This is a genomic window from Parabacteroides goldsteinii, assembly GCF_020091425.1.
Lineage (GTDB): Bacteria > Bacteroidota > Bacteroidia > Bacteroidales > Tannerellaceae > Parabacteroides > Parabacteroides goldsteinii.
Map to the genome: position 1 here is coordinate 145,485 of NZ_CP081906.1, position 15,427 is coordinate 160,911.

General features: G+C 43.9%; 8 protein-coding genes, 3 tRNA genes, 3 rRNA genes and 1 other RNA gene. 10 read left to right on the forward strand and 5 right to left on the reverse strand.

Annotation, left to right across the window (positions count from 1 at the left end):
- Nucleotides 1-56: 56 nt before the first annotated feature.
- The 5 genes from K6V26_RS01460 to sppA form a co-directional block, all read right to left on the reverse strand.
- Entirely contained in the window at nt 57-1,277 is a 1,221-nt protein-coding gene (locus K6V26_RS01460; RefSeq protein ID WP_224264447.1) for a site-specific integrase, read from the reverse strand.
- A 251-nt stretch (nt 1,278-1,528) separates the two neighbouring features.
- Nucleotides 1,529-1,601 (reverse strand) — tRNA-Phe (locus K6V26_RS01465).
- Nucleotides 1,602-1,677: 76 nt separating this feature from the next.
- Nucleotides 1,678-2,709 (reverse strand): thiamine-phosphate kinase, encoded by a 1,032-nt coding sequence (thiL, locus tag K6V26_RS01470; protein ID WP_007653813.1) that lies wholly within the window; start codon nt 2,707-2,709, stop codon nt 1,678-1,680.
- A 7-nt stretch (nt 2,710-2,716) separates the two neighbouring features.
- Nucleotides 2,717-3,817: a tetraacyldisaccharide 4'-kinase gene (gene lpxK / locus K6V26_RS01475; RefSeq protein WP_224264448.1), complete on the reverse strand. Its 1,101-nt coding sequence runs from the start codon at nt 3,815-3,817 to the stop codon at nt 2,717-2,719.
- A 6-nt stretch (nt 3,818-3,823) separates the two neighbouring features.
- Entirely contained in the window at nt 3,824-5,590 is a 1,767-nt protein-coding gene (sppA, locus tag K6V26_RS01480; RefSeq protein WP_224264449.1) for a signal peptide peptidase SppA, read from the reverse strand.
- A gap of 855 nt (nt 5,591-6,445) precedes the next feature.
- Between sppA and K6V26_RS01485 the strand changes: the two genes are divergently transcribed.
- The 10 genes from K6V26_RS01485 (at nt 6,446) to K6V26_RS01530 (ending at nt 15,380) form a co-directional block, all read left to right on the forward strand.
- Nucleotides 6,446-7,972: ribosomal RNA gene (locus K6V26_RS01485) — 16S ribosomal RNA — on the forward strand.
- 156 nt (nt 7,973-8,128) lie between these two features.
- Nucleotides 8,129-8,202: transfer RNA gene (locus K6V26_RS01490), tRNA-Ile, on the forward strand.
- 25 nt (nt 8,203-8,227) lie between these two features.
- Nucleotides 8,228-8,301: transfer RNA gene (locus K6V26_RS01495), tRNA-Ala, on the forward strand.
- A 131-nt stretch (nt 8,302-8,432) separates the two neighbouring features.
- Nucleotides 8,433-11,312 (forward strand): 23S ribosomal RNA (locus K6V26_RS01500).
- 103 nt (nt 11,313-11,415) lie between these two features.
- Nucleotides 11,416-11,526: ribosomal RNA gene (gene rrf / locus K6V26_RS01505) — 5S ribosomal RNA — on the forward strand.
- The 16S, 23S and 5S rRNA genes sit together here with 2 tRNA genes alongside, the layout of an rRNA operon.
- Nucleotides 11,527-11,703: 177 nt before the next feature.
- A complete protein-coding gene (locus K6V26_RS01510; RefSeq protein WP_007653809.1) occupies nt 11,704-13,263 on the forward strand; it encodes an arylsulfatase in 1,560 nt (519 codons plus the stop codon).
- Nucleotides 13,264-13,296: 33 nt separating this feature from the next.
- Entirely contained in the window at nt 13,297-14,178 is an 882-nt protein-coding gene (locus K6V26_RS01515; protein WP_007653808.1) for an alpha/beta hydrolase, read from the forward strand.
- 60 nt (nt 14,179-14,238) lie between these two features.
- Nucleotides 14,239-14,639, forward strand: a transfer-messenger RNA (tmRNA) gene (ssrA, locus tag K6V26_RS01520).
- Nucleotides 14,640-14,800: 161 nt separating this feature from the next.
- Complete coding sequence (locus K6V26_RS01525) at nt 14,801-15,079, forward strand: PI-PLC domain-containing protein (protein ID WP_007653806.1); 279 nt, start codon at nt 14,801-14,803, stop codon at nt 15,077-15,079.
- A 13-nt stretch (nt 15,080-15,092) separates the two neighbouring features.
- A complete protein-coding gene (locus K6V26_RS01530) occupies nt 15,093-15,380 on the forward strand; it encodes a hypothetical protein (RefSeq protein WP_007653803.1) in 288 nt (95 codons plus the stop codon).
- The last annotated feature ends 47 nt before the right edge of the window (nt 15,381-15,427 follow it).

Genomic DNA, 15,427 nt, shown 5'->3' on the forward strand with positions numbered 1-15,427 from the left:
GCAAATTATTATATAAATTTTTGATAAACAGATTTTTATGAAATAATATAGACTTTCTATCTATTAAAGATTTTGGACTCCACTATCTGCATATCTTTTAATATGCTTTGGTCTAATACCTTAGCATAATGCTGTGTCATTCTTGTAGACGAATGCCCCAACATTTTAGACACATTCGGAAGTGATACATTGTTCGCCAATGCGATGACGCTTGCGAAGCTGTGCCGGGCGGTGTGCGTGGTCAGATTTTTTCTAATTCCGCATAGGTCGGCAATTTCTTTCAAATAACTGTTCATCAGCTGATTGCAAGGGACAGGTAGCATAACGCCTTTGTCAAGGCAATACGGATTGTCCTTGTATTTTTCAAGTATCTGCTTTGGAATGCTTAAAAGCGGAATGTTACAAAGGTTATTTGTTTTCTCACGGGCTTTTACTATCCATAAATTGCCGTTGCTATCCTCTGAAATATGTTCGGGGCGTAAATTATATACGTCTATAAACGCCAGTCCGGTGTACACACAGAAAATAAATACATCCCGTACCAGTTCCAGCCGTTTTATTTTGAACTCTTTCTGCCATATCTTATTTATTTCGGCTTGACTAAGGAACTGTTTGTTTACTTCCACCTCGTGAAACTTGATTCCGGCAAACGGATTTTTTGTTATCCATTCATTTGCAATGGCAAGGTTTATCACTTTCTTAAAACATTTCATATAACGGATAACGGTATTTTGTGCGCAATGTTTTTCCGTTTTCAGGTATAAATCAAAGTTACGCACCAATTCCCCGTTTACCTCACGAAGTAGAATATCATCTACCTTATAATCTCGTTTCACCAGTTCCATGAGGTATTTAAGGCAATTATCGTAACGTCTTACGGTAATGTCGGCATAATCTGTTCCGATTAATTTCCGGCAGTTATCGTTATGCTCCTTGAATACATTATATAATGTCTTGAAAGTTTCGTCCTTTCCCTGATAGCGGTTTACAATGGCACGAGCAGAAATAATCTTTCCCTCCAGTTCTAAATCTTGGTAGATTTGATAGAATTTCACACGCAAGGCATCGATGTAATGGTTTAGTTCTACGGAATTACGGTCTTTGCCTATTGATTTCTCTTTGTCCTGAGACCAAAGTGGGACTTTGGCACTTCGTTTTAGTTGAAGTTCCACATATAAGCGGTCATAAGTGACACGCACACGCACGGGAGATTCCCCGTTTTTTAACAGTTTGCTTCTCTTGATGAAGAACAAAACGCTGAATCTTTTTCTTTCCATACTGCTCAATTTTTAATGATACAAAGTTAGGAAATCGAACCGAGGACTCTGTTATGTAAAATAGCGCAACATGCTGTAAAAGAATGAAGTAACTATTGAGTAGTGGAACATTCAGGGCTTTCTAAAACCGTCCCCCGAATAAGGACGTATAGTTTGCTTTAATCCCACTTATTTTGCCTATTCTTGGAAATGAAAAATCCCTGAACTTCTTTGAAATTCAGGGATTTACATCGCTTTGCTTTCTCTTCAAGTGGTGCCACCAGGAATCGAACCGGGGACACAAGGATTTTCAGTCCTTTGCTCTACCAACTGAGCTATGGCACCGTTGTTTTGTTTAACGAGTGCAAAGGTACGGACTTTTTTTTAATATGCAATAGTTTGGTGGAAAAAATGATAAAAATTATTCATTAAGTGAATTCCAGCCCTGGGCTTTCAGTTCAACTTCTCCACCGTCACGGCCTACCAGATAATTGCCCAGTTCGGGACGGGTGATGTGACCGATGACTTTAACTCCCTTCATTTCAGATACTTTGTCGTGGACGGTTAGGGGAACGGTGAACAAGAGCTCATAATCTTCGCCGCCATTCAAGGCTGCCGTCGATAAATTCATGTTGAACTGCTCTGCCATAGCCGCTGTCTGGTAGTCGATAGGAATGCGGTCTTCGTAGATACGGCAACCTACATTGCTTTGCTTTGATATATGAAGTAATTCGGAAGAAAGGCCGTCCGAAATGTCCATCATGGAGGTAGGGACAATGCCGGCCTTGTCAAGCAACTCGATGATGTCTTTGCGGGCTTCCGGTTTTAACTGGCGTTCCAGTAGATATTCCTTGCCGGTGAAGTCGGGGGTAAATTCTTTTTCTCCTTTAAATACCCTTTTCTCTCTTTCAAGCAACTGCAAACCCATATAGGCGGCTCCCAGGTCTCCGGATACGCAGACAAGGTCGGTATCTTTAGCTCCGTTGCGGGTGACTATTTTTTCTTTTTCACCTTCACCGATACACGTAATGCTGATGCACAGGCCGGTCAATGATGCGGAAGTATCACCGCCTACAATGTCAACTCCATAAATATCACAGGCCAGTTGGAGACCCGAATAGAATTCTTCCAGTTCTTCTACCGAAAAACGTTTGGATATACCGAGGGAGACCGTTATCTGTTTCGGTTTTCCGTTCATTGCATAAATATCGGAGAAGTTGACGACTGCTGATTTATATCCCAGGTGTTTCAGCGGAACATACGTCAGGTCGAAGTGAATGCCTTCAAGTAAAAGGTCGGTTGTTACCAATACCTGCTTTTCCTTATAGTCTAGTACTGCGGCATCATCGCCAACGCCTTTTACTGTACTTTCGTTTTTTAACTCTATCTTTTCTGTAAGGTGGCGGATTAAACCAAATTCGCCTAATGTTGCAATTTCTGTTCTTTTGCTCATCTTTTATTTATCGTAACAAATTATCTTTATGGAAAGTTGTTATATGTTTTTTGATTTCATCGTCAAATTTCTTGTCCAGGCAGAATTCGATGGTAATCGGCAAATAATACATGCACGTTTTCCAATCTTCCGGAATGTGCGGATTATCCAATAGCCGGGCGGCATCTTTTTCTGTAACCAGAATGTATTTGGCGGATGACTTCATTTTATCAAAGGTATTTTTAATGCGTCGTATATCGGATTTTTCAAAGGCATGATGGTCCGGAAAAATCAGCGGTGTTACCTTGTCGGAAAACTTTCCGACTTCTTTGATGAACCCTTCGGGAGAAGCGATGCCGGATATAACCAGCAGTTCGTCTTCTTTTTGAATGTCTTTCCGGCTGAGTGATTTGCCCTGATTCCCGAATACCGGTTTAATTTCATCGTAAGCGATATGCGTGAAGTGGATGGACTGGTGGGCCAGCAACTTCATGTTTTCTTCAATGATGCGGTACTCGATAGGTTTCATATCTTCCTCGCATTTGGTGACGATAACCATGTCTGCCCGGCGTATTCCGCAGATAGGTTCACGCAGGCGGCCGGCAGGGAGTAGCTTGTCGTTGTAGAATAAACGATGGTAGTCAGTCAGGACGATGGAGAATGAAGGGACAACGTAACGGTGCTGATAGGCATCGTCAAGAAGGATGACTTGCGGACGCTGTTCTTCAGGAAGAGCCAGCAGCTTACCGATACCTTCGCGACGGTTGGCATCTACGGCCACGAGAATATCGGGAAACTTATGTTTCATCTGATAAGGTTCGTCACCAATCTCGTGGCTTGTGCTCTGCTCGTTTGCCAGGATAAAACCGGAAGATTTTCGTTTATATCCCCGGCTGAGCACGGCTATCCTGTAATCATCCTTTAATAAACGGATGATATATTCGGTATGGGGTGTTTTCCCCGTTCCTCCCACAGCCAGATTCCCAATACATATAATAGGTATAGGATATGACTCCGAAGACAGCAGTCGCCAGTCGAACAGCTGATTGCGGAACCGGACTCCTATTCCATACAGGAAGGAAAAGGGAGAAAGCAGAGAGTGTATTTTTATGTCGTTTTCTGTCGGCATCTCGGATTATAATGGTTTAACATCATAAGGAAGTCGCGCCTGGACTCCGGTTGTCGATTTGATATTATTCAGTGTTTTGAAATACTCATATTCTTCGCCCAATACACTTTTTACAACAGAAACTTTTACTTCACCGAGCTGTTTTTCGATGAATTCTTTCCAGAAATCTTTGGAACCGGAAACATGAGTCAGGCTGTAATCAGTCAGGTCGGCTAAAGAGGCAGCAGTCTCGATAGCCTTATCTATACCTCCGAGTTCGTCAACCAGTCCCCGTTCTTTGGCTTGTTCGCCGGTCCAAACGCGTCCTTGCCCTATTTCGTTGATTGCTTCCTTGCTCATATCGCGGCCATCGGCGCAACGGGTAATGAATGTGTCATATCCTCTCTCAACAAATGATTGAATCAGGACTTTTTCGTCTTCACGCATCGGACGGCTCATGTCTCCCAAATCTGCGTATGTATTTGTTTTTACAATATCGGTAGTAAGCGACAGTTTATCGAATAAACCCGTTACGTTCGGGAAAATACCGAAAATACCGATAGAACCGGTAAGCGTGTTGGGTTCAGCTACAATCTTGCTGGCGGCACACGAAATATAGTAACCTCCCGAGGCAGCAACATCGCCCATGGAGACAACAATCGGCTTTACTTTTTTCAGTTCAATGACTTGGCGCCAGATTTGTTCGGATACAAAGGCACTTCCACCTGGTGAGTTGACACGGAAAACAACGGCTTTTACGTTTTCATCATTTTTTAACTTGATGAGTTCGGAAGCTACTTTCTCCGTAATAGCCTGTTCCGTATTATAAGGTGAAGAGGGAGTTTCGGGTTTGATTTCGCCTTCTGCATACAGGATTGCTATACGGTCTGCCTTTTCACGACTGATGGTTTTGATGCTTTTCATATTTGAAAGGCTGGCAGTCTGTAGGCGTTTGTCGCTTTGTCCGGCCAGCTCTTTTACGAATTCTTCGGCTTCGGGACGGTATTTCAATTCGTCTATCAGGCCGCATTCGACAGTTTTTTCAGCCGCAGCGAAAGCATAGCCTTGATTGGCAAAATTATTGATGTCGGCAACCGGGATTTTTCTGGATTCGGCAATGCCGTTGGTTACATTGTCCCAAATGGTACTTATATATGATTGGATTTGTTCACGGTTGGCGTCACTTAGTTTGTCGAGCATGAACGGTTCAACAGCGCCCTTGTAAGTTCCGACTTTAAATATCATCATTTCTACGCCGACCTTTTTTAATAAATCTTTATAGAACATCGTTTGTGAAGCCATTCCGACAAGTCCTAATGTACCTTGTGGATTCAGGAAGACTTTATCGGCAACAGAACATAGATAATAGCAACCCTGCGTATAATTGTCAGAATAAGCAACAATGAATTTTCCGCTTTCTTTGAAATCGTTTAATGCTCTACGTATGGCCTCGAGACTGGCAGAACCGGTGCTAAGACCTTTTGCTTCTATATATATACCTTTAATATTTTTATTCTCTTTGGCAGTCTGGATAGAGGAAAGAATATCTTTTAATGAAAGAGACTTATCTGTTTCACCCATCAGCATAGCGATTGGGTTTTCTTCGGTATTGTCGGAGAGGTTTCCTTCAAGCGTTAATTTATATACGGTATTGCTTTTTGGGGTGTAATCAGGAGTACTGCCTACATTGGCTGCAATACCAATCAGAGTGAATACAAATACAATGGAAATCAGGCCAACAGCAACAAAAACACCTAGTGCTGAGGCGAACATCATTTTAAAAAATTGTTTCATATCTATATTTCGTAAGTTTTTATCAGACAGCAAATATAGTTAACTTATTGATACTAACCATTCTTTTACCTTGAATTATTTCGGGAGATATGTCTATTTGCTGTTAGAACTTTGGTATAGACTTTATTACTACCTATTATAGCAAAGGCAAAAGGGCCAGGTGGGGCTATATAGATACCTTTTTCCTTCCTTCGTTTTCTGTATATACTTGTATCGAACTCAGTCCGGCTACAGTATAAGTGATTCGTTTGATATATATCAAACGCAAAGAACACATATATGCTTTATTCATTTGATAATAGTGTATTATTCATTCGATATATATTGAACGAATAAAAGAAAGGGAAGTCGTGTCCTGAAATAAGTAGACAAAAACCTAAAGTAACCGTATGGTCGAATCGAAAGATGCGGGGTGTACTGGTTAGCGAGGAATATTTTTTCAGTCTTCTTTGTGCGTACATTATATTACAGTGCCTGCCGTTAAAAAATAAATGAAAAATAATCGATAAAAAGTTTGGAGTGTATGTAGTAATCTACTACTTTTGCACCCGCATTCGAGAGAGAACGGCGCACCAACATGATGAAAGAGGTAACCTGAGGAAAGGGGATGAGGTTAGAGGTTCTAAGCAAAATTCCAACCGCCACAGCGACTCAAAAAAAACTTTTCAAATTTTTCTTCTAAAAAATTTGGTGGTTTAAAAAAAGTCCTTACCTTTGCAGCCGCAATCGAAAAGAAAGCGAAAGTTCTTTGAAAGATTTACATATCAACAAGTAGTACAAGTATTAGAAATTAATACCGTCAATAACTTGAAATAAAATAACGGATTCTGAGCATAGAGATATAAAACAATTTAAACAACGAAGAGTTTGATCCTGGCTCAGGATGAACGCTAGCGACAGGCTTAACACATGCAAGTCGAGGGGCAGCACGGTGTAGCAATACATTGGTGGCGACCGGCGCACGGGTGAGTAACGCGTATGCAACCTACCTATCAGAGGGGAATAACCCGGCGAAAGTCGGACTAATACCGCATAAAACAGGGGTTCCACATGGAAATATTTGTTAAAGATTTATCGCTGATAGATGGGCATGCGTTCCATTAGATAGTTGGTGAGGTAACGGCTCACCAAGTCTACGATGGATAGGGGTTCTGAGAGGAAGGTCCCCCACACTGGTACTGAGACACGGACCAGACTCCTACGGGAGGCAGCAGTGAGGAATATTGGTCAATGGGCGAGAGCCTGAACCAGCCAAGTCGCGTGAAGGATGAAGGATCTATGGTTTGTAAACTTCTTTTATATGGGAATAAAGTGAGGAACGTGTTCCTTTTTGTATGTACCATATGAATAAGCATCGGCTAACTCCGTGCCAGCAGCCGCGGTAATACGGAGGATGCGAGCGTTATCCGGATTTATTGGGTTTAAAGGGTGCGTAGGTGGTTAATTAAGTCAGCGGTGAAAGTTTGTGGCTCAACCATAAAATTGCCGTTGAAACTGGTTGACTTGAGTATATTTGAGGTAGGCGGAATGCGTGGTGTAGCGGTGAAATGCATAGATATCACGCAGAACTCCGATTGCGAAGGCAGCTTACTAAACTATAACTGACACTGAAGCACGAAAGCGTGGGGATCAAACAGGATTAGATACCCTGGTAGTCCACGCAGTAAACGATGATTACTAGCTGTTTGCGATACACAGTAAGCGGCACAGCGAAAGCGTTAAGTAATCCACCTGGGGAGTACGCCGGCAACGGTGAAACTCAAAGGAATTGACGGGGGCCCGCACAAGCGGAGGAACATGTGGTTTAATTCGATGATACGCGAGGAACCTTACCCGGGTTTGAACGCATATTGACAGCTCTGGAAACAGAGTCTCTAGTAATAGCAATTTGCGAGGTGCTGCATGGTTGTCGTCAGCTCGTGCCGTGAGGTGTCGGCTTAAGTGCCATAACGAGCGCAACCCTTATCACTAGTTACTAACAGGTCAAGCTGAGGACTCTAGTGAGACTGCCAGCGTAAGCTGTGAGGAAGGTGGGGATGACGTCAAATCAGCACGGCCCTTACATCCGGGGCGACACACGTGTTACAATGGTGGGGACAAAGGGCAGCTACCTGGCGACAGGATGCTAATCTCCAAACCTCATCTCAGTTCGGATCGAAGTCTGCAACCCGACTTCGTGAAGCTGGATTCGCTAGTAATCGCGCATCAGCCATGGCGCGGTGAATACGTTCCCGGGCCTTGTACACACCGCCCGTCAAGCCATGGGAGTTGGGGGTACCTAAAGTCCGTAACCGCAAGGATCGGCCTAGGGTAAAACCGATGACTGGGGCTAAGTCGTAACAAGGTAGCCGTACCGGAAGGTGCGGCTGGAACACCTCCTTTCTGGAGCGAAGAGTTCGTTATCAAGTTGACTAAAGGTATTAGTTAACTTGTACTACGGTTGAATATGTATTTATATATGATCTTATAAACTGGATACCCAGTAGAGAAAGATGAAGCTGAAGGAAATCCGGCAGTTTCAGGAGATTAAGATAAGCCAGTCCTATAGCTCAGTTGGTTAGAGCGCTACACTGATAATGTAGAGGTCGGCAGTTCAACTCTGCCTGGGACTACAGAATCTCTGAAAAGGGAAAAACTGGGGGATTAGCTCAGCTGGCTAGAGCATCTGCCTTGCACGCAGAGGGTCAACGGTTCGAATCCGTTATTCTCCACGAAAAGTTACCGAGACATAGGAAACGTAAAGTAACGAAAAGATCTTTGACATGATGGACAACGTAAAATAAAGTAACAAGAGCAAGCTGAAGATATATCAATCCAATTTACCCCTGTGGTAACCGGAAATAAGAAAGTAAGCAAGGGCAGACGGTGGATGCCTTGGCTCTCGGAGGCGACGAAGGACGTGATAAGCTGCGATAAGCTGGGGGGAGATGCAAATAATCTTTGATCCTCAGATTTCCGAATGGGGCAACCCGGCAGGTTGAAGGCCTGTCATCCCGTAATGGGAGGCGAACGTGGGGAACTGAAACATCTAAGTACCCATAGGAGGAGAAAATAACAATGATTCCGCAAGTAGTGGCGAGCGAACGCGGAAGAGCCCAAACCGGTATTGTTTAGGCAATACCGGGGTTGTAGGACCACGCTGTGGCAAGAAATTAGGAAAGTGGAACGCTTTGGAAAAAGTGATCATAGAGGGTGAAAATCCCGTACACGACTTTCTAACGAAGCCTAGTGGTATCCTGAGTAGCGCGGAGCACGAGAAATTCTGTGTGAATTAGCGGGGCCCATCCCGTAAGGCTAAATACTCCCGAGAGACCGATAGCGAACCAGTACCGTGAGGGAAAGGTGAAAAGAACCTCGAACAGAGGAGTGAAATAGACCCTGAACCCGTCTGCCTACAAGCGGTCGGAGCAATGTAAGTTGTGACGGCGTGCCTTTTGCATAATGAACCTACGAGTTACTTTCTCCGGCAAGGTTAAGTATTTCAGATACGGAGCCGAAGCGAAAGCGAGTCTGAACAGGGCGAATTAGTCGGAGGGAGTAGACGCGAAACCAAGTGATCTACCCATGGTCAGGTTGAAGGTTAGGTAACACTAACTGGAGGACCGAACCGGTAAGCGTTGAAAAGCTTTCGGATGAACTGTGGGTAGGGGTGAAAGGCTAATCAAACTTGGAGATAGCTCGTACTCCCCGAAATGCATTTAGGTGCAGCCTAGGGTTAGTATAGTATGAGGTAGAGCGACTGATTGGATGCGAGGGCTTCACCGCCTATCAAGTCCAGATAAACTCCGAATGCGTACTATATATTGCCCTGGAGTGAGGGCGCGGGTGCTAAGGTCCGCGTCCGAGAGGAGAAGAATCCAGACCATCAGCTAAGGTCCCCAAATAACAGTTAAGTTGAACTAACGAAGTCAGACTGCAGAGACAGCTAGGATGTTGGCTTGGAAGCAGCCATTCATTTAAAGAGTGCGTAACAGCTCACTAGTCGAGGAGTTTGGCGTGGATAATACTCGGGCATAAACTGTTTACCGAAGCTATGGATCCAGAGTAATGGATGGTAGGGGAGCATTCCAGTGGCGTTGAAGGTGAGGGATAACCCTTGCTGGAGCAGCTGGAAAAGCAAATGTAGGTATAAGTAACGATAAAGGAAGTGAGAAACTTCCTCGCCGAAAGACTAAGGTTTCCTGATCAACGTTAATCGGATCAGGGTAAGTCGGGACCTAAGGATAAGCCGAACGGCGATTCCGATGGAAGAATGGTTTAATATTCCCATACTACTTTATAGAGCGATGTGGAGACGGAGAAGTGACAGTCCTGCCATCTGACGGAATAGATGGTTAAAGGGTGTAGACGTTGATCGCGGTAGGCAAATCCGCCGTGAGAGTCGAACCTGACAGTATGCCGAGTACTTGTACAAGGCAATATGGATGTAAACAGGCTCCCTAGAAAATCCGCTAAGCATATCTATAGAGTACCCGTACCGTAAACGGACACACGTAGTTGGGTTGAGAATACTGAGGCGCTCGAGTGATTCACGGTTAAGGAACTAGGCAAATTGACCCTGTAACTTCGGGATAAAGGGTCCCTGTCAGCGATGGCGGGGCGCAGAGAATAGGTCCAGGCAACTGTTTAACAAAAACACATGGCTGTGCGAAATAGAAATATGAAGTATACAGCCTGACACCTGCCCGGTGCTGGAAGGTTAAGAGGAGAGCTCATCGCAAGAGAAGGTTTGAATTGAAGCCCCAGTAAACGGCGGCCGTAACTATAACGGTCCTAAGGTAGCGAAATTCCTTGTCGGGTAAGTTCCGACCTGCACGAATGGTGTAATGATCTGGACACTGTCTCAACCGTGAGCTCGGTGAAATTGTAGTATCGGTGAAGATGCCGATTACCCGCGATGGGACGAAAAGACCCCGTGAACCTTTACTATAGCTTTACATTGAATTTGGGCAACTAATGTGTAGGATAGGCCGGAGACTGCGAAGCAGGCACGCCAGTGTCGGTGGAGTCGCCGTTGAAATACGGCCCTTTGGTTGTTTGAGTTCTAACTCGTGGAAATGAGGACACTGTATGGTGGGTAGTTTGACTGGGGTGGTCGCCTCCAAAAGAGTAACGGAGGCTTCTAAAGGTACCCTCAGACCGATTGGTAACCGGTCGTAGAGTGTAATGGCATAAGGGTGCTTGACTGGGAGAGAGACAACTCGATCAGGTAGGAAACTAGAGCATAGTGATCCGGTGGTTCCGCATGGAAGGGCCATCGCTCAAAGGATAAAAGGTACTCCGGGGATAACAGGCTGATCGCTCCCAAGAGCTCATATCGACGGAGCGGTTTGGCACCTCGATGTCGGCTCGTCACATCCTGGGGCTGGAGAAGGTCCCAAGGGTTGGGCTGTTCGCCCATTAAAGTGGCACGCGAGCTGGGTTCAGAACGTCGTGAGACAGTTCGGTCTCTATCTATCGTGGGCGTAGGAGATTTGAGTGGCTCTGACACTAGTACGAGAGGACCGTGTTGGACAGACCTCTGGTTTACCGGTTGTACCGCCAGGTGCACCGCCGGGTATCTAAGTCTGGATTGGATAAGTGCTGAAAGCATCTAAGTACGAAGCCAGCCTCAAGATAAGATCTCCCTGAGGGTCGTTGTAGACTACGACGTTGATAGGCTACAGGTGTAAGGGCAGTAATGTCGAAGCCGAGTAGTACTAATAGCCCGAGACTTTCTATTTCCGGAAGGAAGGATTGATATATCAGCAGGGTTAGTAGAGATACTGACAAAGCGAAAGTTACTGATAAAGTAGCGTTGTCCAGGTCAAACATCTTAAAGGTATTAAGGTGGTTATAGCGTTGGGGATCCACCTCTTCCCATTCCGAACAGAGAAGTTAAGCCCAACCACGTCGATGGTACTGCGTAAAAGTGGGAGAGTAGATAGCCGCCGTTTTAGAGTCACAGACTCCAAACAAATGAAAGGAATCAATCGAAAGGTTGATTCCTTTTTGTGTTTATAGCTTCTTTTCGTTTTTATTCTTACCGATAATATTAGTCGTCTTCTCTTTGCACGAATCAAATAAGATATTTATCTTCGCTATCTAAATTAGTATTCATAGAAAAACATATAATGAAAAGAAGAGCCTTTCTTAAATCGTCACTATTAGCAGGTGCAGGAGTTGGAGTCAATCATTCTGCACAATCTATCACTTCTTCCTTGAATGAACAGAATAATGGGCAAGAGGAAAAGAAAAAGAAACCTCATGTAATTTTTATCATGACAGACCAGCATCGTGGGGATGCTTTGGGATGTATGGGTAACAAAGCTGTTATTTCTCCTAATATAGATAAACTTGCAGCAGAAGGAACACTGTTTGTAAATGGTTATTCCTCGGCTCCAAGCAGTACGCCCGGACGTGCCGGCTTGCTGACTGGTTTATCTCCCTGGCATCATGGCATGCTGGGATACGGAAGAATGGCTGAGCAATATAAATATGAAATGCCTCAGATGTTGCGTAATCTGGGTTATTTCACTTTTGGTATCGGAAAGATGCATTGGTTCCCGCAGAAGGCACTTCATGGATTCCATGCAACTTTAATTGATGAGAGCGGCCGGATTGAGTCAAAAGATTTCATCAGTGATTACCGGGAATGGTTCCAGTTAAATGCTCCGGGACAGAATCCGGATTTAACTGGTATAGGCTGGAATGACCATGGCGCAGGAGTTTATAAATTGGATGAACGTTTACATCCGACAACCTGGACAGGGCAAACCGCTTGTGAACTGATTCGTAATTATAATAATGATCAGCCATTGTTCCTTAAAGTCTCTTTTGCACGTCCGCATAGTCCTTATGATCCGCCGAAGCGTTATTTGGATATGTATAAGAATGCGGATATACCTAAGCCAGTTATCGGAGATTGGTGTGGCAAATATGCGGAACGTCTGGATCCGGAAAAGGCTGCTTCTGATGCTCCGTTTGGTAATTTTGGGGATGAGTATGCCGTTAAATCCAGAAGGCATTATTATGCAAATGTCACTTTTATCGATGACCAGATAGGGCAGATTATTGAAACGTTGAAAGAAAAAGATATGTATGATGATGCCGTGATCTGTTTTACTGCCGATCATGGCGATATGTTGGGCGACCATTATCATTGGAGAAAGACTTATCCGTATGAGGGTTCTGCTCATATCCCTTATATTGTAAAATGGCCGTCTTATGTCAAGAAATCAGTTCCAAATGGTATAAAGATTGAACAGCCGGTTGAATTACGCGATTTTCTGCCGACCTTTATTGATTTGGCTGGGGGGGCGGTTCCTCCCGATATGGATGGTAGTTCACTGCTGAAATTAGTGCAGGGACATGGAGATGAATGGCGTAAATATATTGATATGGAGCATGCTACTTGTTATAGTGCGGATAATTATTGGTGTGCTTTAACAGATGGCAAACTAAAATATGTCTGGAATCTTCATAATGGAAAAGAGCAACTGTTCGATTTGGTAAAAGACCCGGGTGAGTTGACCGATTGTTCTGCCAAGGCGGAATATGCAAAACAGTTGAAAGAACTCCGTGGAGAAATGGTTAAACATCTTTCAGAGCGTGGAGAGGCTTTTGTGAAAGATGGCAAACTAATGACATTAGAGAAAACAATGCTGTATAGTCCGAATTTCCCTCAAAAATAATGGTTCTTATAAATTCTTTAAACAGTGTAGTGTATGGTCAGAAAATGGATGCTCCTGCTTGTCGGAGCAAGTTGTTTAATAGGTTCAGCTATGGCACAAGATAATCCGATCCTGTTGTTCCCGAAAGGTGCACCGGGAGAAACAACCAAGCTGATAGAAAAAGCAGATACTGATGGCGGTAAGACAGGTGGTGAAACCGTCTTACGGGTTACTAATGTAAGTGAACCGACAATCACTGTTTATCCGGCTCCTGATGAAGTTGCTACAGGGGCGGCAATGGTAGTCTGTCCCGGTGGAGGGTATAATATTCTGGCTTACGACTTGGAAGGAGACGAAGTTTGCGAATGGCTGAACAATTTGGGAATAACAGCTGTGTTGGTAAAATACCGTGTCCCGCGTCGGGAAGGTCACGAGAAGCATGAAGCTCCTTTGCAGGACTTGCAGCGTGCGATCGGTTATGTCAGAGCCCATGCAGAAGAGATGAATGTAGATCCGCAGCGTATCGGTGTGATGGGATTTTCGGCAGGAGGTCATCTTTCTGCGATGGTTAGTAATAATTTTGAGAAACGGACATATCCGGCAGTGGATGCTGCGGATAAGGTAAGTTGTCGTCCTGATTTCTGTCTTTTGGTGTATCCTGCGTATCTGGACGGTGAAAACTTCCAATTGGCACCAGAGATCAAAGTAACGTCGGCAACACCTCCGACTATGCTGATTCAGGCGGAAGACGATAAGTCATATATAAACAGCAGCCTTTTCTATTATTATGCATTAAAAGAAGCAGATGTTCCTGCCTGGATGCACCTGTATAGTAAGGGGGGACACGGTTATGGACTTAGAGATACCGGCGCAGCCGTGAATGAATGGCCTGACAGAGCCGAAGACTGGTTCCGTGAAATAGGGGTAATAGAATAAAAAAACTAAATGGAGTACAGAGATACGCAGAATCTTTGTATCTTTGTACTCACAAATCATGGGGATGACCGGTTTTGACAGCGGGCAGAAGTGGTTTGTAAGCATGTAGTGCGTGGTTGGCTTGCACTTAAATCTCAGACAACGAACAATTAACTGGCGAAAACAATTACGCTTACGCTGCTTAATCGAAGTATAGTAGATTCAAGCTTAATCCCTGCAAAAGTTGTGGGGACGTGACATCACCCGGATGCTGTGGCTCCGAAGCTTTCCGATCAGGTGGTGCAGCAATATCGGAGATAGTCTGAAATGAGCCTCGGGTGTCAGGCGAAAATTTAGAGGATAAGGATTAAGTGGGTGGCTTCGGTCTTGCTTGGTCCCGATAATCGAAGGCGAAGATAAACATGTAGAAAGCAGATTAATTCCTCGTTTGGACGAGAGTTCGAATCTCTCCATCTCCACGAAGGCCACTGAAAATCAGTGGTCTTTTTTGTTTATGGACCAAATTAGAAAATAAATAAGAATATCAGTTGTTTTTTACATCAGGTATGGATAAATGTTTATATTTGCAGAATGAAGCTCCCTTTGAAAATCAGCTTCTACTAATCACTTAAATAACCATATTATGCTTAAACTAGGAACTCACAACTCAATGACTTATCTTAAGCCAACCGGACTAGTCCAGATATTAGCTTGGAATACCGGAAAATGTCAGAACCTGTCTCTTGAAGAACAGTATGAATTTGGCGTCAGATTTTTTGATCTTCGTATTCGTTTTGATGAAAAGGCAACACCTTATTTTGCTCATGGCCTTTTGGAATTTCATGAAAAGGCAGTAACGGATGTACTGGCCTTTCTGGATCAAAAGCAGGATTGTATTGTGAACCTGGTCATGGAAAGTTAAAGTATTTTCCTTGTTGAATGAAGGGACACATGAAACTACAGAGAAAATAAAAGAATCGGAAAAGGAATTAAAAGAATCATTGAAAAAGGTTGTAGAAGGAGGCTTGGAACTTCTTAAGTCACCTACATTCTTTGCCATGCAAAATAATCCGAATTATTGGAAAAATGTAAATGAAGATGTTTATACGATGATGGATTTTGTTCAACTTGGAGCTCCGGAAGAATATCTCTCTCAACTGTCGGTAGATTTGCAGAAAAGGATTAAGGTATTATTTGAGAAACTTCCTCAACTTCCTAAGTAGATTAGAAAAGAAGATGATCTTATAAAAAGACAGAGTTTGCATTCTCA

What these genes read in the sequence shown, in the direction of transcription:
- lpxK (WP_224264448.1), bottom strand. Translation starts at nt 3,817, where the DNA reads ATGCCGACAGAAAACGACATAAAAATACACTCTCTGCTTTCTCCCTTT.
- thiL (WP_007653813.1), bottom strand. Translation starts at nt 2,709, where the DNA reads ATGAGCAAAAGAACAGAAATTGCAACATTAGGCGAATTTGGTTTAATC.
- K6V26_RS01515 (WP_007653808.1), top strand. Translation starts at nt 13,297, where the DNA reads ATGGTCAGAAAATGGATGCTCCTGCTTGTCGGAGCAAGTTGTTTAATA.
- K6V26_RS01525 (WP_007653806.1), top strand. Translation starts at nt 14,801, where the DNA reads ATGCTTAAACTAGGAACTCACAACTCAATGACTTATCTTAAGCCAACC.
- sppA (WP_224264449.1), bottom strand. Translation starts at nt 5,590, where the DNA reads ATGAAACAATTTTTTAAAATGATGTTCGCCTCAGCACTAGGTGTTTTT.
- K6V26_RS01510 (WP_007653809.1), top strand. Translation starts at nt 11,704, where the DNA reads ATGAAAAGAAGAGCCTTTCTTAAATCGTCACTATTAGCAGGTGCAGGA.
- K6V26_RS01460 (WP_224264447.1), bottom strand. Translation starts at nt 1,277, where the DNA reads ATGGAAAGAAAAAGATTCAGCGTTTTGTTCTTCATCAAGAGAAGCAAA.